Here is a 23,221-nt window from a genome sequence, read left to right on the forward strand (position 1 = left end):
AGGGAGTTTTGGGTTCTTCTGAGTTTTGGGCAAGAGTTGCAACGGATAACTCCCATTGTCCTATGACCTATTTTATCGGCATGAATTGAGAACGAAGATATTTCTGGGAATCGAGATGTCAGAGATGCTGTTCCTGAGAATTTGGTTTTTGGTTGAGTTAGAAAGGAATTGCTGGGGAATCTTCTTGGAAAAAAGTCTCTCTGGCGATGGATTGAATGGTGGACAGGGGTACTTGACAGAAATATTGGCGCCGGAATTGTTCTTCGGAGACTGCTGCTAGGAATTTTGCTGTCCAGTGGGCTAGTTGTCGAGAATTAGAAGTGGAAAATTGGGTGGATTGGCTAGCTAATAAGGATTTGGAGATGTTATTTCCTCTGTTTTCCGTTTCTGCTTGTCTGGTGATGTAAAAGGCTCGATCGCGATAATTGACTTTGAAACCAAGATGGGTTAAGGTTTTGAACCCCAATTGCAGGGATGTGTCGCTGATTCCGAGTTTGTGGCCTAGTTGCTGTCTGGTGACTGGTTTTTGGGTGCGGCTGAGATATTTGGCGATACCGATTAGCTGTTGCCAGATTTGCTCAGGGGGGACTGCTGGGGGTAAGCTGTAGGCGATCGCCAGTTTTTGTTGATTGTGCTGTGCTTTTCTCAACCAAATCCGCATTTCATCCCAACTTGTGGGGCATTTTTGGAGGATGAGGCAGTTTGGTCGATCGAATATTTCGGAGGAATCAACTCGATGTTCTGCGGATAGGGGAGAGGCTAAGTTGTGGCTGGCTGCTAATAATTCTGCCTCTGGATTTCCACTCCGCCAGTCTAATATCCAATCTATTTGATGGGTCGGCTGGATGGGGTTTGATTCCTGGCGAGAACGCAATGCTATCAGTCGCACTTCGTATTGTTCTTCATAGGTATTGAAGTCTAGTTCCACTATAGCATCGCATCGACCTTCAGGAATTTCGTCTCGGTAGTGTCCCCACCAAATACCGGGAAATCCTGTATTGACAGATTCATCCCAAATTTTAAATCTGGTTTTGATATATTTAATTTCTTGTCCTTTCCCATCTTTGATATTTTTATTCCAAACATTGTCAAACCAGCAGTTAAGAATCAGTAATTTGGGTGCGGGATTTCCCATACCGCAGGGTTCGAGTAATTTTAATTCTTGAAATAGGTTTTTTCCTAACTCAGCAACAGTAATTGTGAGGTCTGCTTGAACGGGAGATGGTGTCAAACTTTCGGTGCTGTACTTCTGCCGTAGTTGCTGGTTTATAGCATCGGTAAATAGGGGGATATTTTCCACGGGCAGACTCAATCCAGCGGCGAAGGGATGACCGCCAAATCTATCTAATAAATGTGCTTGGTCTTTGACTAATTGATAAAGGTCGATTTGATTGGTGGAACGGGCAGAACCTCTGGCAATTTGGGATTGGGGGACTGTGGGTATTTCTGAGTCTAAAGACTGGATCGATTGTGTTTCTGGCAGAGTTTCGTTGATTTCTGGTGTGGTTTCGGTGCTGAATAAAATTACGGGGCGGCCGTATTCTTGGGCGATTTGTCCGGCTACCAATCCTAATACTCCTAGGGCCCATTGGGGGTCAGAGAGGACGATGACGCTGGTAGTGGACAGGTCGAGTTTGGCTAATTTTTGGGCTGCATCTTTGGCTACAGATGTTTGTAAAGATTTGCGCCTGGAGTTGGCTATTTCGGTTAAGAGTGCTAGTTCTTCGCAGCGTTTTTTGTCGCGGCTGGTGAGGAGTTCTACGCAGAAACTGGCGTCGCCTTGGATGCGGCTAACGGCGTTGATGCGGGGGCCTAGTCCGAAGGAAATGTCTGTGGGGCGATCGCCATTTTTGTTGCACAATTGTAGTAATTTAGCCACCCCCGGACGAGTGGGATGTTTGAGTTGTTTTTGTAGTTGTTGTATGCCCAGTTGAGCTAGGTAGCGACTGTCTCCTGTGAGTTGGACTAAATCGGCGATTAATCCGATGGCTACTAATTCTAATAACTCTGTTAAAGCAAGCTGGGGAATATCGGGCAATGTTTGATATAGTGCTTCGATTAATTTGTAGGCGACGGCGACACCGGATAGGTGAAAAAGTTGATGATTTGAGGGGAGGTATCGGGGATTGATAATGGCTACTGCGTCAGGGCGATCGTCCGGGAGGGTATGATGATCTGTAATGATTATATCTATGCCTAGACTTGTGGCATATTTGATTTCGGCGATATTTGTACTGCCGGTATCGCAGGTAATAATTAGGCTAACGCCCGATGTTTTTAAGGTGTTTATGCCTGGAATATTGAGACCGTGAGATTCTGTTAAACGATTGGGAATATAATAAATTAGTTGGTCATTTTGGGAAAATATTTTGCCCAGTCCATCCCACAGTACGGAGGTTGAAGTGATACCGTCGGCATCGAAGTCTCCCCAAATTGCGACTTTTTCACCCTGGTTTTTTGCTTGATGGATTCTGTCTATTGCCCAGTTCATTTCTTGCCCGAATTCCCAGGGACTTGCGGGCTGGTAAAGTTGGGGATTTAAGAATCCGGGTATTTGTTCTGGGTTTTTAAGGCCTCGATACCACAGGAGTGCTGCGGCATAGTTTCCGGGGAGTTCCGGTGCGTGTTTGTTGACAGCTTGGATTAGCCAAGCTGGGACTTGAGTTGAGGGTTGAGTTTGCCAGTTTTGATGGGGTTCTGTCATAGGATAATTTTAACAGAATTGATTGCCAATCAAAGTATCAATATCAGAAACCCGGTTGTTGAAAATAACCGGGTTTCGAGAGAAAGTCATCATAACTTTCTCGTTCAAGTCTCAAAATACAAGAATTAAGAGCCTCTTTTGAGAGCCATTTCTACCTGCTGAAATTCTGCTTCAAGACGCTTTTTCAACTTTTCAGGAACGGGACGATTTGGATAGGAACTGTAATGTCCGGCCAAAGAGTTTAAAGCTGTTCGCATTGTTGTGAAAGATGAAAGCTTGGTAAGAGCGGGATCGCGACGGTAAGCAGCAGCAAAGTCATTGATTTTTGTGCGAGAATCTGCTTGAGCTGCTGCTTTTTCCGGCGTACCCTCTGGTAAAGTCAGCGAGGTTCTCAAGCTGGTTACTAAGTCTAATGTGTCTTGGCGGTAGTCTCCGCTGAGAGTGGCTGGAACATTGGTACAGCCACTGATGCCTAGGACAACAACTAAGACTAGGGCTAACAGACGGGAAATGTAATGCTTCATAAGGGTTGAAAGAAATGGCAGCCAAATTCGCGATCGAATATTAACCTTTATCCTATCTCGAATCAGGATACCCATGTCAATTTACCCAAAAATATCTCCATAGCATGAAAGATATATTTTGTCAATCTCCCAATCAAAATCCCTTATCTAAAATTGATTGATTTGTCCTGCAACAACGGTCAGAATTTGAGTTTGTTGCAGCCATTGAGAGTCAAAAGCGCCTAAATGGGTGGTAGTAATTAAAGTTTGAAATCGTTCTTGAATGGTTTCTAAAAGTTGATTTTGGCGGTTGAGATCGAGTTCTGCAAGTACGTCGTCTAGCAACAGCAAAGGTGGTTCGCCAACGACTTCTTCAATAAGCTGCAATTCGGCTAATTTTAAGGCTAATACCAGAGTTCGTTGCTGACCTTGAGAGCCGTATTGACGAGCAGGTGTATTGTTAATGGTAAATGTAATATCATCACGGTGGGGACCGACTAAAGTAGTACCTTGAAATTTTTCGGCGATCGCCCTTTGTTGAATTTTATCTAAAAATGCTTGCCGCACTCCTTCTAGATTGTCTTTAGCGATGAATTCTTGCCCTACTTCAATATTAGCAGCATATTTCATATCCAAAACTTCTGTAGAACCGCTAATGGAAGAGTGCCAATTGCGAGCTAAAGGTATCAATCGCTCTAAAATGCGATCGCGCCTACGGATCACACGAGCACCCGCCGTCGCTAATTGTGCATCCCACAAAGCTAATTCTGTATTGGGAATGGGGGATTGGGCAACCCCCCCCTCACCCCCCCCAAGGGGGGAAAAAATTGGGAATTGTTCTCTATTTGGTGAGAAGGGAGTTTCGTTTCCCATAAATTGCATTTTGTCAATAGTTTCGGAAACATCGATTTTTCTAATTTCCTTAGAGCTTTTTAATAGAGCGTTGCGTTGGCGCAAAATTTGGTTATATTGCTGCAAAATATGAGCGTAAATTGGTTCTAATTGGATTACCAGGCGATCGATCCAATGTCGCCTTATTTCCGGGGCACCGCGCACTAAGTCCAAATCTAAACAAGAAAATTGCACGACATTTAAGACGCTCAAAAAATCCAAATGACGGCGCAGAGGTTCACTGTTGATTTTGCATACACGGCGCGCCTGAGAGCGCATAGTTAATGCTAATTCTATCGAGCCGGTTTGACGCTCTAGGCTGGCATCTATTTGCCCCATGGGTTTGGAGTCGAGGATTAAATCGCGATCGCGCGTCGCCCTGTGACTTTTTAATGTCGAAAGCAATTCTACTGCTTCTAATAAATTCGATTTTCCCTGAGCGTTATTGCCGACTAAAATAGTTTTTGGAGCATCAAATACTACTTTTTGGTCTAGGTAATTGCGAAATTGTCTAAGGTGGATATTTTTGAGATACATGATAATATCAATTCCGGTTGTATCGGAATGATTTAACCGCGAAGGCGCGAAGGACGCGAAGGAAGAGAGGAGAGGGATTAATCTACTTTTGATTATTTGCTGGGTTTGTAGAAGCGGATAAATAGTTTTTCCATTTCAATCCAGACAAACATTAGGGCGCTGAATCCGAAGCAAATCATTAGTTCAAATAAGCTCAAATAGTGAGTTCCAAAAAATGTTCTGAGTGGCGGAATGTAAATTAGTAGCATTTGCATAAAAGTTGTAACTATCACAGCGCCCCACACAAAAATGTTGGTGAAGGGATTTAACTCAATAGTTAGCTGAGTGTGGGAACGACAGGCGATCGCGTGACCCATTTGTGCTAGACAGAGAGTGGTGAATACCATCGTTTTCCAAGCTTCTCGATCGCCCTGATAATTGGCGGCATGAGTGTATCCGTAAGCCCAGGACATCATGGTTATGGTCAAAATTGCAAAAATAATCCCGATCCGAATCATGTAAGAACCCAAACCCCGCGCAAAAATACTTTCTCGCGGACTAAAAGGAGGCTTATTCATCACATTCGGTTCGGCTGGTTCTACCGCTAAAGCTAACGCCGGAACTCCGTCAGTAACTAAGTTCATCCACAAAATTTGTAGGGGGGTCAGCGGTACTCCTCCCAAACCCATTAAAGGGGCGGCGGCGATGGTCAAAACTTCGCCAATATTACTGCCCAAAATGTACTTAATAAAACGGCGAATATTAGTATAAACTACTCGTCCTTCTTCAGCGGCGGCGACAATGGTGGCAAAGTTGTCATCTAGCAGCACCATATCACTAGCTTCTTTGCTGACATCGGTGCCGGTAATGCCCATGGCGATGCCGATATCGGCTTGTTTCAAAGCAGGTGCATCGTTAACGCCGTCACCTGTCATGGCGACAAATTTCCCCCAACTTTGCAAGGCTTGGACTATTCGTAATTTGTGCTCTGGGGAGACGCGGGCGTAAACGCTAACTTGCTCTACTTGCTGTTTGAGTTCTTCTTGGCTGAGTTTTTCCAATTCTTGACCGGTGAGGACTCGATCGCCTACAGTGGCAATACCCAAATCCTGGGCGATCGCATGAGCAGTCAGTTGGTGATCGCCGGTAATCATCACTACGCGAATCCCTGCATCTCGACATTTCACTACAGCTTCTCGTACTTCCGGGCGTGGTGCATCCAGCATACTCACCAACCCCAACCAAATCATGTTTTGTTCGCTGGTTTCTTCGGAACCTGATGGTGGTAAGTTTTCCCATAGTTTGTAAGCAAAGCCGAGCACTCGCAAACCGCTACTTGCCATATCGTTGTTTTCGGCAAGGATGCGATCGCGCATGGACTGTGTTATGGGTTGAATTCGATCGCCCACAATCATGCCCTGACAGCGCTCCAAAGTCAACTCTGGAGAACCTTTGGTCAACATTAAATAATTGGGTTCTTCTCCTTCGGGTTTGGGAAATCCGCAATTGTGCGATCGCCCCGGTAGTTGGCAAATTACGCTCATCCGCTTGCGTTCGGAAGAAAACGGAAATTCTGCCGTCCGTGGCAGTAATTGAGACTGTATATCCTTATATATGCCTGCTTTGGCCGCAAAAGATAGCAGGGCTCCCTCGGTGGGATCTCCCAAAATTGTCCATTCTTGCTGTTGGTGCTGCAAAAATGCGTCGTTGCAAACTGCACAGGCTATTAATAAGGCTTCGAGTTCTGGATATGCTTCTAAGTTATCAATTTGGGCCGATTTTTGGCGATCGGTAAAAATGCCGATCGGGTTATAACCCGATCCGTCGATGCCGACATCAGAATTGCCTGTGTGTACTCGCTGAACTACCATTTTATTTTGGGTCAGGGTACCGGTTTTGTCGGAACAAATAGTAGTCACTGAACCCAAGGTTTCTACGGCTGGTAGTTTGCGAATCAGGGCCTGCCGCTTCACCATCCGCTTGGTTCCCAGGGCTAAAGTGACTGTGACAACTGCTGCGAGTCCTTCGGGGACAACGGCTACAGCCATACTCAGAGATACTTCTAAGAGTTCTTCAAATTTCCTGGTATCGAACCCAAGGCTGCCATTTTGGAAGGTAATCATGCCGCCGATGACGACGATCAGGACTAAAATCATCGCACCGGAGACTAGAACATTCGCCAACTGGCTCATGCGTCGTTGCAGGGGAGTTGGTTCGGTTTCTACGGAGGCAAGCATGGTGGCGATTTTGCCTAGTTCAGTTTGCATTCCGGTGTTGGTGACGATCGCCTTGGCGCGTCCTTGTACAACTTCTGTGCCCTGAAAAATCAAGTTCAGGCGATCGCCCAAGGAAGCATTTTCTGCAAGTTCCAGATCCGCTTCTTTGGTGACTGCTAAGGCTTCTCCGGTTAAAGCAGATTCTCTGACTTGCAGGTTGGATGCTTCGATCAATCGCGCATCTGCGGCTATTTTCACCCCGGCTTCGAGGAGCATGATGTCTCCGGGGACGACTTCTGTGGCTGCTATTTCTGAAGTTGTGCCGTCTCGCACTACTCTGACGAGGGGGGATGAAAGGTTTTTGAGGGCTGCAAGGGCTTTTTCGGCTCTACTTTCTTGGAGATAGCCGAGAATCCCGTTGAGGATGACGATCGCAAAAATGGCGATCGCATCTTTGGGAAAATTGTTGGATTTGATATCCAAGAAACCGGAAATTATGGCTACACCCATCAGCATCAACAACATGATGTTGGTGAATTGATCGACGAAAATCGACCAAGGGCTGCGGCCTGCTGTTTCTTCTAGTTCGTTGTGGCCGTATTGCTGTAGTCGTTCTGATACCTGTTGAGCCCTTAAGCCAGTGTCTTTGTTGCTACTGAGCTGTTTCAGGGTTGTGTCGATTGCTACGGTGTGCCAAGAAGACGGAGGATTTGAAGACATAAATTACCATCGAGCATGGGGCATAAAGGTGGCTGTGGCGCGACAGCTACAGCCAGTGGAGGGGGCGATCGGGCATTGGGAAGAGTTAAGAGGAAGGAGGAAGCTAGAAACCTCTCTCTGGCTCTGTCTGTATAGCTACCGCTGATTGCACTAATCCACCTTACCAAACTTACCAAAAATCAGGAATTTCCGTGGGCCAACAGACTCTATTCCAAGATGGGGGATAGGGAGATGAGGAGAGGGATTCAAGGCTGGGTTACAAGTTGGTAACGATGCAATTTAAATGACGAACAGCTTAGCGTGATTAATTAATGATATTTTGTCACCAAAAAACTGGGTAAGAACTTTTTCGACTCCTGTAAAGGCAAGCGAAAAGGACGTAAAGCTGGGTATCCCAAGTTCAAGAAGAGGACTAACAATCAATCTGCCAGATTTACTCTTCGCGGTTTTTCCATGAAAGAGGACGGTGGTGTCTATTTAGCCAAGATTGGAATTGTTAATCCAATATCGCCCGTGAAGTCTTCCGTCTGAACCTAGCTCTGTTACGGTAATCAAGGACTGTGCAAACCGCTATTTTCTGAGTTTTGTTGTAGAGGTTGAACCAATTCAATCCGAAGCCAAAAGTCCAAGTATCGGGATTGATTTGGGAATTAAAACTTTTGCAGTAATGAGCAACGGTGAAAAAGCCGAAAGCCCTAGCTATAAAAAGTTAGACCGAAAAGTTCGTAAGCTACAACGCAAATTAGCTCGTCAACCAAAAGACTCCAAAAGAAGAAATGTAACTCGAATAGAAATATAGAGAAAGTCGGGATGGGGAATCGCCACGACTCTAAACGGGCGCAGAGGGATTGTCAGACTACTCCGGTAGCAGAACCCGATGAAGCGTCAAGAATCACCGCTCCTGATAGACGGTGAGTATTTCAATATTAAGCGTTCATCAGGACGCGGATCGATATCAAGTCTGAAGCAGAATTTTATGTTACGAAAACGTCATTGAGTCAGCCGTTCTGGACATACGATTACTCGTCGCCATTTTCTTTATGCCTTGGCCGGCTGGCTCTCTCGGATATTTGGTGAAAAATGTAGCAATCAATACTAAATTTCTTAATCGTGAAAGCTCAAACCCAAATTTGGTATCCCTCTAGTGGCTTCCATAGCCAACGGGGAGTCCTGACTGCTGCTTACAATCGCGGCCGAGAAGCGCGGGTGTTTGGTGCACTGTCGGGGGAAGACCGGATCTCCTTGGCGCTTAAGGGCGGTGAAAAACTGCATCCGGGCTATAGCAACCATTAGATCGCTTCGCTAATGCGATCGGGTTGAATGTTTCGCTTTTTTTTTGCTTCCCCAACCTTCTTTTCGCAAAGATTTAATTATCTTAACTTTTTTTAACAATAGGGCTAAACCCCAGACATCAGGAAGGTGGGTTCCTCCGAAGGCCTTGGGGATTTGGCAAAACATACCAGAAAATTCTGGGCATCGGAGGCGATCGCAAGGCTATAACCATTACAACATTAGCCTCCCAGTCTCACCCTCTGCTAACAGATAAATTCCTGTAATAATTTGTAATAAACAAACACTCGTCAGCATTGTATAAAGAGTAGGAGAGGGTTGAAGGGGCAGGCTAAAGTTAACAAAAACACTGTTTAACAAGGTTTGTCGCATCTCATAAAAGATGTAAAATATTCTAAGGTTTCTTAAACGTCCGTTGCAATGTAACAATGGTACAGGTAGCGGAAAGGGAGAGATCGAGCCGCTCAGCTAATTAGCTGGTGTCAACCCTCAACCCTTACAGGCGATCGGCCTGAACAAATTTAACTTAACGGTTTTATACCGCAACCAAACTCAATTAACTCAAATAGGAGAGTTGTTTCATGTTAGACGCATTTACAAAAGTAGTTTCCCAAGCTGACGCTCGTGGCGAATTCTTGGCAGCAGGTCAACTAGATGCCCTCAGCAGCATGGTTGCAGAGAGCAACAAGCGCATTGATGCAGTTAACCGCATCACCAGCAACGCTTCCACCATCGTTGCCAATGCAGCTCGCTCTTTGTTTGCTGAGCAACCTCAATTGATCGCCCCAGGCGGCAACGCTTACACCAGCCGTCGCATGGCAGCTTGCTTGCGCGACATGGAAATCATCTTGCGCTATGTCACCTATGCAACTTTCGCAGGTGATGCCAGCGTTCTTGATGACCGTTGCTTGAACGGCTTGCGGGAAACCTACCTGGCCTTGGGCACTCCTGGTGCTTCAGTAGCAGCAGGCGTCCAAAAAATGAAGGAAGCAGCGATCGCGATCGCCAACGATCCTAACGGTATCACTCGTGGCGATTGCAGCTCGCTGATGTCCGAAATCGGTGGCTACTTCGACCGTGCAGCTAGTGCAGTCGGCTAAAAATAGCTCAGCGACGATTAATTGAATGTAAAAAAAGCGATCCATCGCATTTTTACAAATATTCTGTGCCAAAACAACACAACATTATTAGGGAGAAAACAAGACAATGAAAACCCCGTTGACCGAAGCAGTAACAGCAGCCGATTCTCAAGGCCGTTTCCTCAGCAGCACCGAACTTCAAGTCGCCTTCGGCCGCTTCCGCCAAGCTGCTGCTGGCTTAGAAGCAGCAAAAGCTCTGACAGCTAACTCTCAGCGCTTGATCGACGGTGCAGCCCAAGCAGTGTACAACAAATTCCCGTACACCCAACAAATGCAAGGCCCTAACTATGCTTCTACCGCAACAGGTAAAGCAAAGTGCGCTCGCGACATCGGCTACTACCTGCGTATGGTCACCTACTGCTTGGTTGCAGGCGGCACAGGCCCAATGGATGAGTACCTGATTGCAGGTATCGACGAAATCAACCGGACTTTTGAATTGTCCCCTAGCTGGTACGTTGAAGCTCTCAAGTACATCAAAGCCAACCACGGTTTGAGTGGCGATGCTGCTACTGAAGCTACCTCCTACCTAGACTACGCAATCAACGCCCTGAGCTAGATTTGCGTGATGCCCGGAAATGTAAGCTGCTGTTAGCTAGAGTGTTAGCGGTTGTTTACAATTCCGGGCATCTCCATTGGAGGGCAAGTTTTCCAAACAATTTTAAAAAGTTTTCAGTTTTTAAAGCAAAAAGGGAGAACTAAAAATGTCTCGATTGAGTGCTGCATAACGCTGTTTCGGGTAGTTCTCGCGCTCAAATATTGGGTTGGAAAAAGTCGCATTAAAGTAAGTTGAATGGATGATTACAGAAACCAGACAATTAAAGATGGTTTGGTGGATTTTATAAAATCAACTTACTAAAAAATAACACTTTTTGCCTAAGTAGCAAAACACTCAAGTACCACAAAGCTTTCAATTCACATTCATACATTTAGGAGAAATTCTGGTGGCTATTACAACAGCAGCGTCCAGACTGGGGACATCAGCATTGAGCGATGCGCCGAAGGTAGAATTGCGTCCGAATTACACAAAAGATGACGTAGAAATGGTAATTCGCGCTACTTACCGCCAGTTGTTAGGTAACGATTATTTGATGAAATCCGAGCGCTTGAAAAGTGCTGAATCTTTGCTGCAAGACGGCAGTTTAACAGTACGAGAATTTGTGCGCACAGTAGCTAAATCAGAACTGTACAAAACCAAGTTTTTCTACAGCAGCTTCCAAACTCGGACGATCGAACTAAACTACAAACACCTGCTCGGTCGCGCTATTTACGACGAATCTGAAGTAGTTTATCACTTAGATTTGTACGAAAACAAAGGATACGATGCTGATATTGATTCCTACATCGATTCCGTAGAATATCAAGAAAGCTTTGGCGAAAGTATCGTCCCTTACTACCGTGGTTTTGATAATCAGCGCGGACAAAAAACCGTTGGTTTTACCCGGATGTTCCGCTTGTATCGGGGCTACGCAAATAGCGATACAGCTCAACTAGAAGGCAATAACTCTCGCCTAGCCGTTGAAGTTGGTAGCAACAGTGCTACAGCAGTAGTTGGCCCCTCCGGTGGCAGCGAAGGTTGGGCTTATCGCCCTTCGGCACAAAACGTAACTCCCAGCAGCGGTTTCGGCGGCGCGGCAGCTTACGGCAAAGAAGGACGACTTTTCCGGGTGGAAGTTTCAGGCATTCGCACGGGCGGATATCCTAACGTGCGTCGCAGCAGCAAGGCGTTTATCGTACCTGTTGATGATTTGTCCTCGCAAATGCAGAAATTTCAGCGTTTGGGCGGGAAAATCGCCAGCATTACTCCAATTTAGTCATTAGTCATTAGTTATTGGTTATTGTTAAGTTACCATAACCAATAACAATGCCCGATCGCACAATCAGCGCCACAATCACCAACTTTCGTCCGCGCCACGCGAGACTAAGAATGCAACTAACCCGCGCAGGCGGGTTTTGTCTGTGTAGAAGCGAATTCTATTCGCCCAATATGTGCCTAAAATTATGAATAAAATTAATCAAAAATTATGGATTATTATGAATCAGACTCACCGCCAGCGGATGTAGCTAGCGGCGAGTCTTTAACATTAGAACAGGCGATCGCCAATCTCCGCTCCCAAGATTACAGCCTCCGCTATTACGCCGCATGGTGGGTGGGCAGATTTCGAGTTAAAGAACCCGCAGTGATTGCAGCTCTAATTGCTGCTTTGCAAGAAGAATCGGAACAAACAAAAATAGGCGATTATTCTCTGTTGCGAAATGCAGCGCGAGCTCTGGGAAAATTGGGTGACAAACAAGCATTGCCGGCACTAATTCAGTGCTTGGAATGTGAGGATTATTACGTGCGGGAAGCGGCGGCTCAAGCTCTAGAAATGCTGGGCGATCGGGATGCGATCGGGGCACTGATGAAACTATTAGATGGGGGAGTGGCGGCGGCCGTGCGCGTGCCGGGAAAATCCCACTTAGTGCAACCCTATGACTCAGTAATTGAAGCTTTGGGAACCCTGCAAGCTGAGGAAGCGCTACCAGCAATTCAACCTTTTTTAGAACATTCTGTCGAGCGGGTACAGTACGCGGCAGCGCGGGCGATGTATCAGTTAACTGGGGAATCAGTTTACGGAGAACGGTTGGTGACTGCTTTGAATGGGGATAATTTGCAGTTGAGACGATCGGCTTTAATGGACTTAGGGGCGATCGGCTATTTGCCCGGAGCTCAAGCGATTTCTGAAACTTTAGCCGAAAATAGCATGAAATTGATTGCCCTAAAAGGAGTTTTGGAGCATCATCTCCAACAACAAGCATCACTCTCTTTGTCCGATGAAGCTATCCATGTGATGAACTTAATGGATAGCCTTTTATAACTTATGACTAATCAACTAATTCAAGCTGTAGAACAAGCAGATTCTGCCGAGGGCTTGTTAAACTCAGTCAAAGCACTGGCCGCCGCTGGCTCAAAAGAAGCAATTCCCACCCTAATTACAGTGCTCGGCTACAACAACCCAGGGGCAGCCGTTGCCGCCGTGGACGGGCTGATTCAACTCGGAGAACCTGCCGTACTTCCCCTCCTAGAACAGTTGGACGGCTACAATTACGGAGCCAGGGCTTGGGCGGTGAGAGCCTTGGCGGGCATTGGAGACCCCAGAGGTTTAAATATTTTGCTCGATGCAGCGGCGAATGACTTTGCTTTGAGCGTGCGACGGGCGGCGGCTAGGGGTTTGGGAACCATTTGTTGGGAACTGATGCCCGCAGCACAAATTCCCGAAGCTCAAAAAAACGCATCCCAAACGCTGCTGCAAGCCTCCCAAGACCCCGAATGGGTGGTGCGCTACGCAGCAGTAGGTGGTTTGCAAGCTTTGGCTAGTGCTGCTGTTCAACCGGATTGGCTGTCGCAAGTTTTGAGTAGACTTGAGGAAATAGCCTCTGGTGATGAAACTTCTTCAGTTAGGGCACGGGCCATGCTTGCTCAACAACAATTGTTACCGGGCTAGGGTTTGGGCGATCGTCTCTTCCAAATCCCGTTGAGGGAGAGTGGTTAATATAAAGACTTCTTGTACAGTTTTGCCCTGTCTGGCAATAATTTTAAATCCCCCGCGAATGGGTACTGACACTCTTAGTGTCATGTGGGGGATGTGACCTTTAACTTTGTTAATGACGCCTGGAGTAATGGTTTGAATGCCAATTTTTTGAGTCAGTCGCTCTAAAATTGGTATCAATCCGTCAAGATGGGTAGAGTGATTCCAAACTAAGCGGCCTTTAGATTGTGGGTTCATAGCTTTTTTACCAATTCAACATACCCAGTCTAAGCCACCCCCGACGGTGAGGAATTGTCAATTCCCTGAACTTACCCATCAATTAAGACGTGATTAATTGCTCAAACCATTGTTTTGACTGCTTTTGCCTTCCTGTTCCCATTTTTGAGCCTGTCATAAAAATAAATGAAATCTTGGCAAGGCTCAATTGTAGCTCAGAAAAAGCAGTCATCAACCTATTCACAGTCAATCGTCAACAATCATTTCTGAGTGCTAGGGCGATCGATATTTAAATTGGAAACAATTTTACAAAATGTCAAGTTCACAAAATTAGGCGATCGACTCTGATAAAATTTAGTCGAGACAAATTTTTTGAGCAAAGACCTATGTCAGAATTTCTAGACTTTCTCAGACATCAGTTTGCCTACGTTGCGGTTGGGGAATTTAAACCAGGCAAATTTAAAGCAGCAGAAGAACTTTTTGAAAAAGCGGTTGCAACTTACGTCACAGGTTTCAAGGGCGCATACTTGCTGCAATTACCTAATACAGACAAAGGTATTGCGATCGTTTTTTGGGAAAGCGTAGATGAAATGGCTGCTAACCATAGCGAAGCTTATCAGGAAATCTTAAATAAAATGACGCCTTTGTTTGTGAAAATACCAGACAGTGATGTTTATGAAATTGTTAGTGAAATTAAGCCAAAAAGTGAATAGACTTGGCTGTTGGGTATGTTGAATTGCTACTGGACTGAGAATATGGTAATGGGTAATATCAAATCCGGTAGCATCGTCCTGTATTCATCTCTCTTATCTCCCTCTGTGTTCTCTGCGTTCTCTGTGGTTAAATCATTCCGATGCAACCGGAAACAATATAATATCGAATTGTAGGGGAGCATCCCGATTTTGCATAGGCGAAGCATGACCTCCGTAAATCTCTGGTTATAACTAATAAATTGTCTGCGGTCATGCTTCGCCCCTACGAATATATTTACAAAACACAGATGCACCCAATTGTAGGGTGCGTCATGTAAGTGTTTTGAACAATTTAGGTGTTGGGGATTTGACGAACCTTACTTTTAATTGATAAGTAGAAGGAAGAAGGAAGAGGCCACCCCCCCCTGCCCCCCCCAAGGGGGGAAGATCGATGTGAAGAATAGCAAACCAGTCAGTTTTTGAGCGATTTGGATCTTGCATTTAATTAGGTGGACTTACTTACTAGCCTCAAGAAGTCTGGAATGGGGATATTCTATGGCAAGATTTTAGGCTATAGAAATTTTAGGAGACAGGTAAACGTCTTGAATGGCGTTAAATAATTTGACCCCTTCTTCAAAAGGTCTCTGAAAGGTTTTACGTCCAGAAATTAAACCGCAACCCCCAGCGCGTTTGTTAATTACTGCCGTGCGAATGGCTTCTGCAAAATCGGTTTTTCCTGAAGCACCGCCGGAATTAATTAAACCCATCCTTCCCGCATAACAGTTGAGGACTTGATAGCGAGTGAGATCGATCGGGTGATCCGTCGTCAAATCCGAATAAACCCGCTTGTCGGTTTTGCCGTAACTGTTACCGCTAGCTTTAGCAACAGCTTCGTAACCGTGGTTGCACTCTGGTAATTTCTGCTTAATAATGTCAGCTTGAATTGTCACACCCAAGTGATTTGCTTGGCCAGTCAAATCCGCTGCAAGGTGATAATCTTTGTCTTGTTTAAAGATGTCGTTGCGGAGATAACACCACAGAATTGTCGCCATTCCGTATTCGTGAGCATGAGCAAAAGCTTGACTGACTTCTTGGATTTGTCTGGTCGATTCGGGCGACCCAAAATAGATTGTGGCTCCCACTGCAACGGCTCCCAAATTCCAAGCTTGTTCGACGCTCGCAAACATTATTTGGTCGTATTGATTGGGATAAGTTAGCAATTCGTTGTGATTTAGCTTGACAATGAAAGGGATTTTGTGCGCGTATTTACGAGATACACTTCCCAAAACTCCTAGGGTAGTGGCGACAGCATTGCATCCGGCAGAAATTGCTAATTTAATGATATTTTCGCTGTCAAAATAGATGGGATTTGGTGCGAAAGAAGCGCCGGCTGAGTGTTCGATTCCTTGGTCTACGGGCAGGATAGATAAATAGCCGGTATTTGCCAAGCGTCCGCTAGAATATAGTTGCTGAAGAGAGCGGAGGACTTGAGGCGATCGATCGGTTTGAGCGAAAATGCGATCGACCCAATCCGGGCCGGGTAGGTGCAATAAATCTTTAGAAACTTTCGCTTGATAGCCCAGCAAGTCTTCTGCTTCATCGCCGAGCCAAGACTCGATGGAATTGGAAACTGATAGTGTAGCTGTCATACAGATTTCCCCTTCAATTTCAATGGTAGGCTGATGATTGTAGTCATTAGCCTTGCTGGTATTGTAGCAAAAAAATCCTAGTTGCCATCCGGGGGAATATCAGGAAAGTTTTTAATCAGATTAGAGACAAGAGCAACTTTGACGCGCTACTCTAGAATAAGCTGGCAGCTCAACAGCAGCTCAAGTACCAGCGATCGATTCACAACTTCGCCATCAAAATGTCACACATATACTTTGATTCTGACAACGGTCACAAATCCTTTGAGATGCCCGGTGCTCGGCCGCATTACAATCCCGATCGCCCCGGTCAAGTAGAGCATATTTTCCTGGACTTAGTGCTGGATATTCCCAAACAAAGCTTTCACGGTACTTGCAGCGTCCGCATCAATCCAGTGCGCAGCGGTATTGACAAATTAACCTTAGATGCCGTTAACCTAAAAATTAAATCAGTAAAAGTCGGTAACATCGAGCAAAATTTTGAGAGTGATGGCGAATTTCTAGAAATTCAACTACACGAACCAACAGCAGCCTACAAACCAATTACAATTGCGATCGACTATGCAGTCGAAAAACCCCAGCGAGGTCTTTATTTCGTCGGTCCAGACAAGCACTACCCCGATAAACCAACTCAAGTTTGGACGCAAGGCGAAGATGAAGATTCGCGCTTTTGGTTTCCCTGTTTCGACTATCCCGGACAACTGGCAACTTCCGAAATTAAAGTACAAGTTCCCAAACAACTTTTTGCTATTTCTAACGGGGAATTAATCAACACAGAAACCAAGGGAGATGATAAAATTTATCACTGGTTACAAAAACAGGTTCATCCCAGCTATTTGATGACTTTAGCTGTGGGAGATTTTGCGGAAATTAAAGATGAGTGGAACGGCAAACCTGTTAATTATTACGTGGAAAGAAGCCGGGAAGCTGATGCCAAACGCACCATGGGCAAAACGCCTCAAATGATTGAATTTTTCTCTCAGATATTTGGCTACCCTTACCCGTTTCCGAAATACGCTCAAGTCTGCGTCGATGATTTCATTTTCGGGGGGATGGAAAATACTTCGACAACTTTGCTAACAGATAGGTGCTTGTTAGACGAACGCGCTACTCTCGATAATCGAGGTTCGGAAAGCTTGGTTGCTCATGAATTAGCTCACCAATGGTTTGGCGATTTAGTAGTAATCAAACACTGGTCTCATGCTTGGATTAAAGAAGGTATGGCTTCCTATTCCGAGGTGCTGTGGACTGATAAAGAATACGGGAAAGAAGACGCGGCTTATTATATGTTAAATGAGGCGCGTAGTTATTTAGCTGAAGACAGTTCTCGCTACCGCCGCCCAATGGTTACTCATGTTTACCGGGAAGCGATCGAATTGTACGATCGCCATTTGTACGAAAAAGGCGCTTGCGTTTATCACATGATCCGCGCGGAGTTGGGCGATGAGTTGTTTTACAAAGCAGTTCAGACTTTTGTGCAAGACAATGCTCACAAAACTGTAGAAACTATTGATTTGTTGCGGGCGATCGAAAAAGCGACTGGTCGCAATTTAATGTTTTTGTTTGACCAGTACGTTTATCGCGGCGGTCATCCAGATTACAAAGTTGCTTATTCCTGGGATGGAGATAACAAATTAGCGAAAGTTACTGTAACCCAAACTCAGATCAAAGAACCGAAAAATGGGAATGCTAACAGTAAGGATGTATTCGATCTCAAAATTCCGATCGGCTTCGGTTACAAGCCGGAAAAATCAGACAACGATGAGAGTTCTGCATCCTCTGGGCCGAATCTTAAAACTTTTACAGTGCGCGTCTACGAACGGGAGCAAAGTTTCTATTTTCCTCTGGAACAGAAGCCAGCATTCATTAGTTTTGATGTGGGAAATAAATACTTAAAAACAGTTAGTTTAGAGTTTCCGGTTGCCGAACTAAAAGCTCAGTTACAACTAGATCCAGACCCTGTTTCCCGGATTTACGCTGCCCAAGCTTTGGCGAAAAAGGGAGGATTGGAGGTCGTGCATACGCTGTCAGAAGTTCTGAAGAAGGAGCCGTTTTGGGCGGTGCGTGCGGAAGTTGCAGGCTATTTAGTAGAAATTAAACTCGACCAAGCTTTTGATGGTTTAGTAGCTGGTGTGAAGGATAAAGATGCTCGTGTTCGCCGTGCTGTGGTGGGGGCGCTGGGTAAAATCAAAACTCACGAGAGCTATAAAGCTTTGAAATCTATTGTTGAAAAAGGGGATGCTAGCTATTATGTAGAAGCAGCCGCTGCGAGTGCGATCGGGGGAATTGCAGGGGCTAACCTCGATGAAAAACCGACTGACGAACAGGTACTGAAAGAGTTAAAATTGGTGCTGAAAGAGCGTCAAGGGTGGAATGAGGTGGTGCGATCGGGGGCGATATCCGGTTTGGCGCAAATGAAAACCTCTGAAGACGCGCTGCATCTGATTTTGAAATACACAGCCATTGGTACTCCCCAAGCTTTGCGCTTGGGTGCAATTCGTGCTTTGGGTACAATTTCAACAGGTCAAACTAATATCAATTTAGAACGGATTTTGCAGCGGCTGGCAGAATTGTCTAGAGAGACCTTTTTCTTGACTCAAGTATCTGTAGTTGCAGCATTAGGACAAATGGAAACTCGCAAAGCGATTCGGATTTTGCGTTCTTTGGCGGACCAAACTCCTGATGGGCGCGTTCGTCGCATGGCGGATGAGGCTGTGCAAAGAGTGCAGAAAAGCGCGGGTTCTGATGCAGCAGTGAAGCAGTTGCGTGAGGAATTAGACCAGGTGAAAAAGGATAATCAAGATTTGAAGAGTCGTTTGGAAAGTTTGGAGGCTAAGTCGAAACAAGATTAGGTTAAGTAGATAAACGTAAAAAACCCGGTTGCTTGGATAAATTTGAATTCATGTGAGAGATTGACGCAGAAACCGGGTTTTTAACCTCAAGCATAAGTTATGTAAAATCAGGGTGCAATTTTTGTTTTTAGTTTTCAACTGTCAATTAAGTTGAACCAGTTTTTGCATGAAAATATGTTTCATAAATAATGAGTACCAGAACAATTGTATTGGTGGAACAATCGGGGGTAATTCCCTACCGCATTATGGACGGTAAAATTGAAGTAATGTTGATTACTTCTTCGGGAGGTAAGCGTTGGGTAATTCCGAAAGGTTTGATTGAACCTGACATGACTCCCGAAGATTCGGCGGCAAAGGAAGCTTGGGAGGAAGCAGGTGTATTGGGTCGAGTGTTTCCAGATTTGATGGGGACTTACGAATACTATAAGTCTGGTTGTACTTGGCAAGTAGATGTATTTTTACTGCAAGTAGAAACGGTGGTGAAAAATTGGCCGGAAGCTTATAAGAGAAAGCGGCAGTGGGTGAGTATTCCTAAAGCAATTAAGCGGGTTGATGAACCGGAATTGAAATTGATTCTTGGGGGTTTGCCACCTAGATTTTGGTAAGCAGATACCCAGAAGCCAGAATTATTCAAGGAGTTGGGGATCTATCAGCATCGCGATCGATGGTGGCTCCACACGCAGAGCAGTGAGGATAATTAAAGGAGTTCATACAAATGTTATTTCTAGTATTTTAATCTAAACTTCTGACTTATGGCAATTTTTTATGATCGAAGAACAAAATGACTAAGACCATATGCTGTAAGATTCTGGGGATGTGATCGCCCCGAGCCATCTCCTCTGATGACCGACCTTAACCCGATTAAAACTCTTTCCCTCAACGACCTCCGCCAAAACAAGCCCGAACGTCCAGGCTGGTCGCTCACCTTCGGAGCCATCTGTGCAGATGCAGCCGCCGTTTGCCTCGACGAGAGAGGACACTCCATCCCCGTGACGCTGACAATCGAAGGGATTCAACCCTGTGAAATCCAAATTCAAGCAGATGCGATCGATGATACTATTCGTCGCTTCAACGCCGATCGAGAAGTTGCCACTGAATATGGTGCTTACGGTATTGCAGCCCTGATCATGCCTCACCTCACTGGACTTACAATCATCGAACGCTCTGTCAAAGGCAAAGGTTTGGGTTTCGACTTTTGGCTTGGCTCGATCGAAGACCCAGACACGCTATTTCAGCGCAAAGCCCGCTTAGAAGTCTCCGGGATTCGTCAAGGTTCTGACAGCCTGATCCAAGCGAGAGTTAACATAAAATTAGAACAAATACGCCCTTCAGATGACTTAGCTCCAGGCTATGTGTCTGTCGTTGAGTTCGGCACTCCCAAAGCACGGATCGTCAAAAAATGCAGACCGTAGAAGCCCTTCACCACGAAGCAATGGAACTGGTCGATCGAGCCATTCTCGCCCGTCAGCGCGGCGATATCGACCAAGTGACAGCATTTACCAAGGCAGCCTTTGCCAAAGAACGCGCCGCAGCGGATTTAGTCGCCAACGAATGGGATTTTGAACCGACTCGTTCTGTACTGCATCGGAGCGCCGCCGTACTTGCCATTGAGTGTTCCCAACTCCGGGAAGCTGAACGGCTAATTGGACGTGCCCTCGCCGGAAACCCTCCCGCCGACATAGCTGATGAACTGCGTGACTTGCTGATAGAAGAAATTTACTCCCAGCGTCAAGCGATCGGAGCTTAATCTATCTTAAGTAATGAAAAAAAAGGCATGACTTGCCCGTCATTAACCGATTGCCGATCGCGCACAATGAAACTAAAACACGCTCAAAAAACAAGATGACAGAAGACCCCATCCTCAAAGTCTGGCTACTAGAATACGACAAACTCAAAGCCGAACAAAGCCAACGGATTGGCTTCCGAGACAACCTCCTCTACGTCACCTTGGGTTTGTTCGGTACAATCGTGTCCTTTGCAGCTTCCAACTCCGCCAACTACTACGCCTTTCTCATCCTTCCCTGGGCGTCCTTGATTCTCGGCTGGACGTACTTAGTAAACGATGAAAAGATAAGTGCGATCGGGCGATATATTCGACTCACTTTAGTCGAAAAAATCAAAGAAAAGACCGGACACGCAGAGGTAGAATCTATATTTGGCTGGGAAATTGCCCACCGGAGCGATTCCCGCCGATCACGCCGCAAAATCGAGCAACTTATTGTTGATGAAATTACCTTCGTCGTGTCAGGAATCATTGCCCTGATTTCCTTCTGGGTCTTAGTACCTGGTGCGCCTTTAGCTATCCATATTTTGGGCGGGGTTGAGCTACTCCTGATCCTGATATTGGGTTGGGAAATCATCGTCTACGCCGACTTAGCTAAGGGAAGATAAATCCATCGACTTGCGATCGCTGGAAACCCCAAGGGAAATTGCAGCAAAAAGTCCAGATGCTTTAATACAGATTAAGCATTAGCTGACAGGAAAGAAAGGCTTTCTGCTAAGTTATCTTTAACTTCTATTCCCTGTTTCATCGCCCAAAATTGGCTCAAAAAGTGGATTTGGCGCAAGCCAACAATTAAATTTAAACCAGGTATGAAAATCCACCAAACTGTTAGCGGTTCTTTGATTCCTTCTTGGCGATACAGTTCGTTTACTGTGTTGTAAAGTTTGAATTGTACGATGTAAATCCAAGCAATGCCTAGGAAGGAAAACCAACCAAACCATCCGGGAACGTCGGGATCGTAGATTCGCAAAGCTTGGGGAATGGCTACTCCTAACACAAAGGGTAGCAAGCAGAGGGTTCCTGACCACCCGGTGCCGTTATAGCGGCGCAACTCTTCTTGAATAATCCATTTATACCATCCGTAGTACAGCAGCAAGGTGGCTGCGGATAGCAAAATTACTTTCCACAAGGAGCGGGGTTTACCTAAAGGTTTTTCGGACATATTGAAATGTAAGAGATGGATGGCAATCTTGATTATATTAAGATTTGTTAATTATTGCAAAATCATTTCTCGAATTGTGCGTGCTGTGGCGGGGGCGAGTAATACGCCGTTGCGATAGTGGCCGCTGGCGATGAGGATGTTGTTACTGGAAAGTCGATCGATAATTGGTGCGGGTCGTTTTTCCGGGCGTGGGCGCAAACCTGACCATTGCTTGATAATGTCGGCTGTTGCTATGGTTGGACAAAGGGCGATCGCCTTTTCCATGACTTGCTGCAACATATCAGCATTCGCCTGAATTTCCTCGCTATTTACCGGAAACTCTACCGTTGCCCCTACCCAATATTCCTGATTTTCCAATGGCACAATATGGACGTCATTGCAAGTAATTACTGGGGCAAAATCAGGATTTTCTAGAGGTTTGGGCGATCGCAAATGTAGGGCTTGTCCTAACACCGGCCGAATGTCAACCAATTGATTTAATGATGCGGTTAAAGCAGAAGAGCCTAAACCAGCAGCTACAATTAGCCAATCGAATTCTAAATTTCCTACATTTGTTTGAATCTGACATTTTGCACCATTTTCAATCACAGGCATCTTGCCTATTCCACAAGGTATTATATTGGTTGTGGGGTGGGCATCTTGCGGGCCCATGAGGCCTTGAACTTCTACCCCAAAGTCAAAATTAACTCCTTTGAGCTTAGCAGCCTCAACTAAAGCTAAAGTCAGGGCTGTGGGATCGACTTGTCGATCGCGAGGTGAATAAATAGCACCAATAATAGGATGATGGAGGTTAAGATGAGGATTGCGATCGCGCACTTGCTCCACATCCCAAATTTCCAATTCCCAACCTTGAGACTGGCGAGTGGCTTGCAACTTTTCCCACTTACTGAAATCCTCTCCCTCGGAACAAAGCATCAAAATTCCCTGTTTGTTAAAAGGAATTTTCCGCCCCGTCATTGCTTCTAATTCAGGAATCAGAGTTTCGTAATGCTGAAGGCTAGTTTCTCTTAACTGCCAATTTCTGCCCTTGGTTTTGTGGCTAATTATTCCCATCAACACACCGAGGGCTGCACCGGTGGATGCTTGTGCTGGTGGCTGTTTGTCGAATACCGTGATTTTCAGTTCGGGATAGTGGCTCAGTTCAAAGGCGATCGATGCTCCGACAATACCACATCCAATAATTGCAATACGAACCATTCGATTTGAGATTTTTGATTTTGGATTTTGGATTTTAGATTTTACTTGTTACCAGGCTCTGCCTGGTAACACAGATCCGGAGGCTCTGCCTCCAATTTGACTACTCTCAGAGCGAGGCAGAGCCTCTGGACATGGGTTCCCAGGCTAGAGCCTGGGAACCAGTACAA

21 protein-coding genes are annotated in these 23,221 nt (G+C 45.6%); 13 read left to right on the top strand and 8 right to left on the bottom strand.

All coding sequences use genetic code 11. The features are described from left to right. Positions 1-157: 157 nt before the first annotated feature. From AAFP11_RS15130 to AAFP11_RS15145, 4 genes are all read right to left on the bottom strand, one after another. Positions 158-2,704, bottom strand: a complete 2,547-nt coding sequence (locus tag AAFP11_RS15130) for a DHH family phosphoesterase (RefSeq protein WP_341737812.1) — start codon at positions 2,702-2,704, stop codon at positions 158-160. A 125-nt stretch (positions 2,705-2,829) separates the two neighbouring features. Next, positions 2,830-3,228 (bottom strand): photosystem II protein Psb27, encoded by a 399-nt coding sequence (gene psb27, locus AAFP11_RS15135; RefSeq protein WP_341737813.1) that lies wholly within the window; start codon positions 3,226-3,228, stop codon positions 2,830-2,832. 147 nt (positions 3,229-3,375) lie between these two features. Then, a complete protein-coding gene (locus AAFP11_RS15140; RefSeq protein WP_341737814.1) occupies positions 3,376-4,635 on the bottom strand; it encodes a DNA replication/repair protein RecF in 1,260 nt (419 codons plus the stop codon). A gap of 92 nt (positions 4,636-4,727) precedes the next feature. Continuing rightward, positions 4,728-7,550 (bottom strand): cation-transporting P-type ATPase, encoded by a 2,823-nt coding sequence (locus AAFP11_RS15145; protein ID WP_341737815.1) that lies wholly within the window; start codon positions 7,548-7,550, stop codon positions 4,728-4,730. 637 nt (positions 7,551-8,187) lie between these two features. On the opposite strand from AAFP11_RS15145, the gene AAFP11_RS15150 reads away from it, so the two are divergent. The 7 genes from AAFP11_RS15150 to AAFP11_RS15180 all read left to right on the top strand — a co-directional run bounded on the left by AAFP11_RS15150 (position 8,188) and on the right by AAFP11_RS15180 (position 13,461). Further along, entirely contained in the window at positions 8,188-8,349 is a 162-nt protein-coding gene (locus AAFP11_RS15150) for a hypothetical protein (protein ID WP_341737845.1), read from the top strand. A gap of 311 nt (positions 8,350-8,660) precedes the next feature. Then, positions 8,661-8,843, top strand: coding sequence for a hypothetical protein (locus AAFP11_RS15155; protein ID WP_341737816.1), 183 nt, complete (start codon positions 8,661-8,663; stop codon positions 8,841-8,843). 578 nt (positions 8,844-9,421) lie between these two features. Next, positions 9,422-9,940: a phycocyanin subunit beta gene (locus tag AAFP11_RS15160; protein WP_341737817.1), complete on the top strand. Its 519-nt coding sequence runs from the start codon at positions 9,422-9,424 to the stop codon at positions 9,938-9,940. A gap of 106 nt (positions 9,941-10,046) precedes the next feature. After that, entirely contained in the window at positions 10,047-10,535 is a 489-nt protein-coding gene (cpcA, locus tag AAFP11_RS15165) for a phycocyanin subunit alpha (RefSeq protein ID WP_340521912.1), read from the top strand. Positions 10,536-10,920: 385 nt separating this feature from the next. After that, positions 10,921-11,790 carry a phycobilisome linker polypeptide gene (locus tag AAFP11_RS15170; RefSeq protein WP_341737818.1) on the top strand — a complete coding sequence of 290 codons (870 nt, stop codon included), beginning with the start codon at positions 10,921-10,923 and terminating at the stop codon, positions 11,788-11,790. 210 nt (positions 11,791-12,000) lie between these two features. After that, entirely contained in the window at positions 12,001-12,834 is an 834-nt protein-coding gene (locus tag AAFP11_RS15175; protein ID WP_341737819.1) for a HEAT repeat domain-containing protein, read from the top strand. Between the two features lie 3 nt (positions 12,835-12,837). Then, entirely contained in the window at positions 12,838-13,461 is a 624-nt protein-coding gene (locus tag AAFP11_RS15180) for a HEAT repeat domain-containing protein (RefSeq protein ID WP_341737820.1), read from the top strand. On the opposite strand, the gene AAFP11_RS15185 is transcribed toward AAFP11_RS15180, so the two are convergent. Further along, on the bottom strand, positions 13,450-13,743 hold the full coding sequence (locus AAFP11_RS15185) for a DUF2103 domain-containing protein (RefSeq protein WP_341730606.1): 294 nt from the start codon (positions 13,741-13,743) through the stop codon (positions 13,450-13,452). The two genes, AAFP11_RS15180 and AAFP11_RS15185, sit on opposite strands and share 12 nt — an antisense overlap. Positions 13,744-14,108: 365 nt before the next feature. Here AAFP11_RS15185 and AAFP11_RS15190 point away from each other — a divergent pair, with 365 nt between their 5' ends. Further along, on the top strand, positions 14,109-14,435 hold the full coding sequence (locus tag AAFP11_RS15190) for an antibiotic biosynthesis monooxygenase (protein ID WP_340521906.1): 327 nt from the start codon (positions 14,109-14,111) through the stop codon (positions 14,433-14,435). Between the two features lie 545 nt (positions 14,436-14,980). Here the strand turns inward: AAFP11_RS15190 and AAFP11_RS15195 are convergent. Next, complete coding sequence (locus AAFP11_RS15195) at positions 14,981-16,063, bottom strand: class I fructose-bisphosphate aldolase (protein WP_341737821.1); 1,083 nt, start codon at positions 16,061-16,063, stop codon at positions 14,981-14,983. Between the two features lie 218 nt (positions 16,064-16,281). Here AAFP11_RS15195 and AAFP11_RS15200 point away from each other — a divergent pair, with 218 nt between their 5' ends. The 5 genes from AAFP11_RS15200 to AAFP11_RS15220 all read left to right on the top strand — a co-directional run bounded on the left by AAFP11_RS15200 (position 16,282) and on the right by AAFP11_RS15220 (position 21,303). Next, on the top strand, positions 16,282-18,912 hold the full coding sequence (locus AAFP11_RS15200; protein ID WP_341737822.1) for a M1 family metallopeptidase: 2,631 nt from the start codon (positions 16,282-16,284) through the stop codon (positions 18,910-18,912). A gap of 188 nt (positions 18,913-19,100) precedes the next feature. Then, positions 19,101-19,517: an NUDIX hydrolase gene (locus AAFP11_RS15205; RefSeq protein WP_341737823.1), complete on the top strand. Its 417-nt coding sequence runs from the start codon at positions 19,101-19,103 to the stop codon at positions 19,515-19,517. Positions 19,518-19,754: 237 nt separating this feature from the next. Then, complete coding sequence (locus AAFP11_RS15210; RefSeq protein WP_341737824.1) at positions 19,755-20,324, top strand: hypothetical protein; 570 nt, start codon at positions 19,755-19,757, stop codon at positions 20,322-20,324. After that, positions 20,312-20,659: a hypothetical protein gene (locus tag AAFP11_RS15215; protein WP_341737825.1), complete on the top strand. Its 348-nt coding sequence runs from the start codon at positions 20,312-20,314 to the stop codon at positions 20,657-20,659. Before AAFP11_RS15210 ends, AAFP11_RS15215 begins: the two co-directional genes overlap by 13 nt. Positions 20,660-20,754: 95 nt before the next feature. Further along, a complete protein-coding gene (locus tag AAFP11_RS15220) occupies positions 20,755-21,303 on the top strand; it encodes a hypothetical protein (protein ID WP_341737826.1) in 549 nt (182 codons plus the stop codon). Positions 21,304-21,374: 71 nt separating this feature from the next. On the opposite strand, the gene AAFP11_RS15225 is transcribed toward AAFP11_RS15220, so the two are convergent. After that, complete coding sequence (locus tag AAFP11_RS15225; RefSeq protein WP_341737827.1) at positions 21,375-21,857, bottom strand: hypothetical protein; 483 nt, start codon at positions 21,855-21,857, stop codon at positions 21,375-21,377. A 51-nt stretch (positions 21,858-21,908) separates the two neighbouring features. Further along, entirely contained in the window at positions 21,909-23,054 is a 1,146-nt protein-coding gene (locus tag AAFP11_RS15230; protein WP_341737828.1) for an FAD-dependent oxidoreductase, read from the bottom strand. Positions 23,055-23,221: the final 167 nt, after the last annotated feature.

The sequence above is a fragment of the Microcoleus sp. CAWBG640 genome, assembly GCF_020883015.1.
In the GTDB taxonomy this organism is placed as follows: Bacteria; Cyanobacteriota; Cyanobacteriia; order Cyanobacteriales; family Microcoleaceae; genus Microcoleus; species Microcoleus anatoxicus.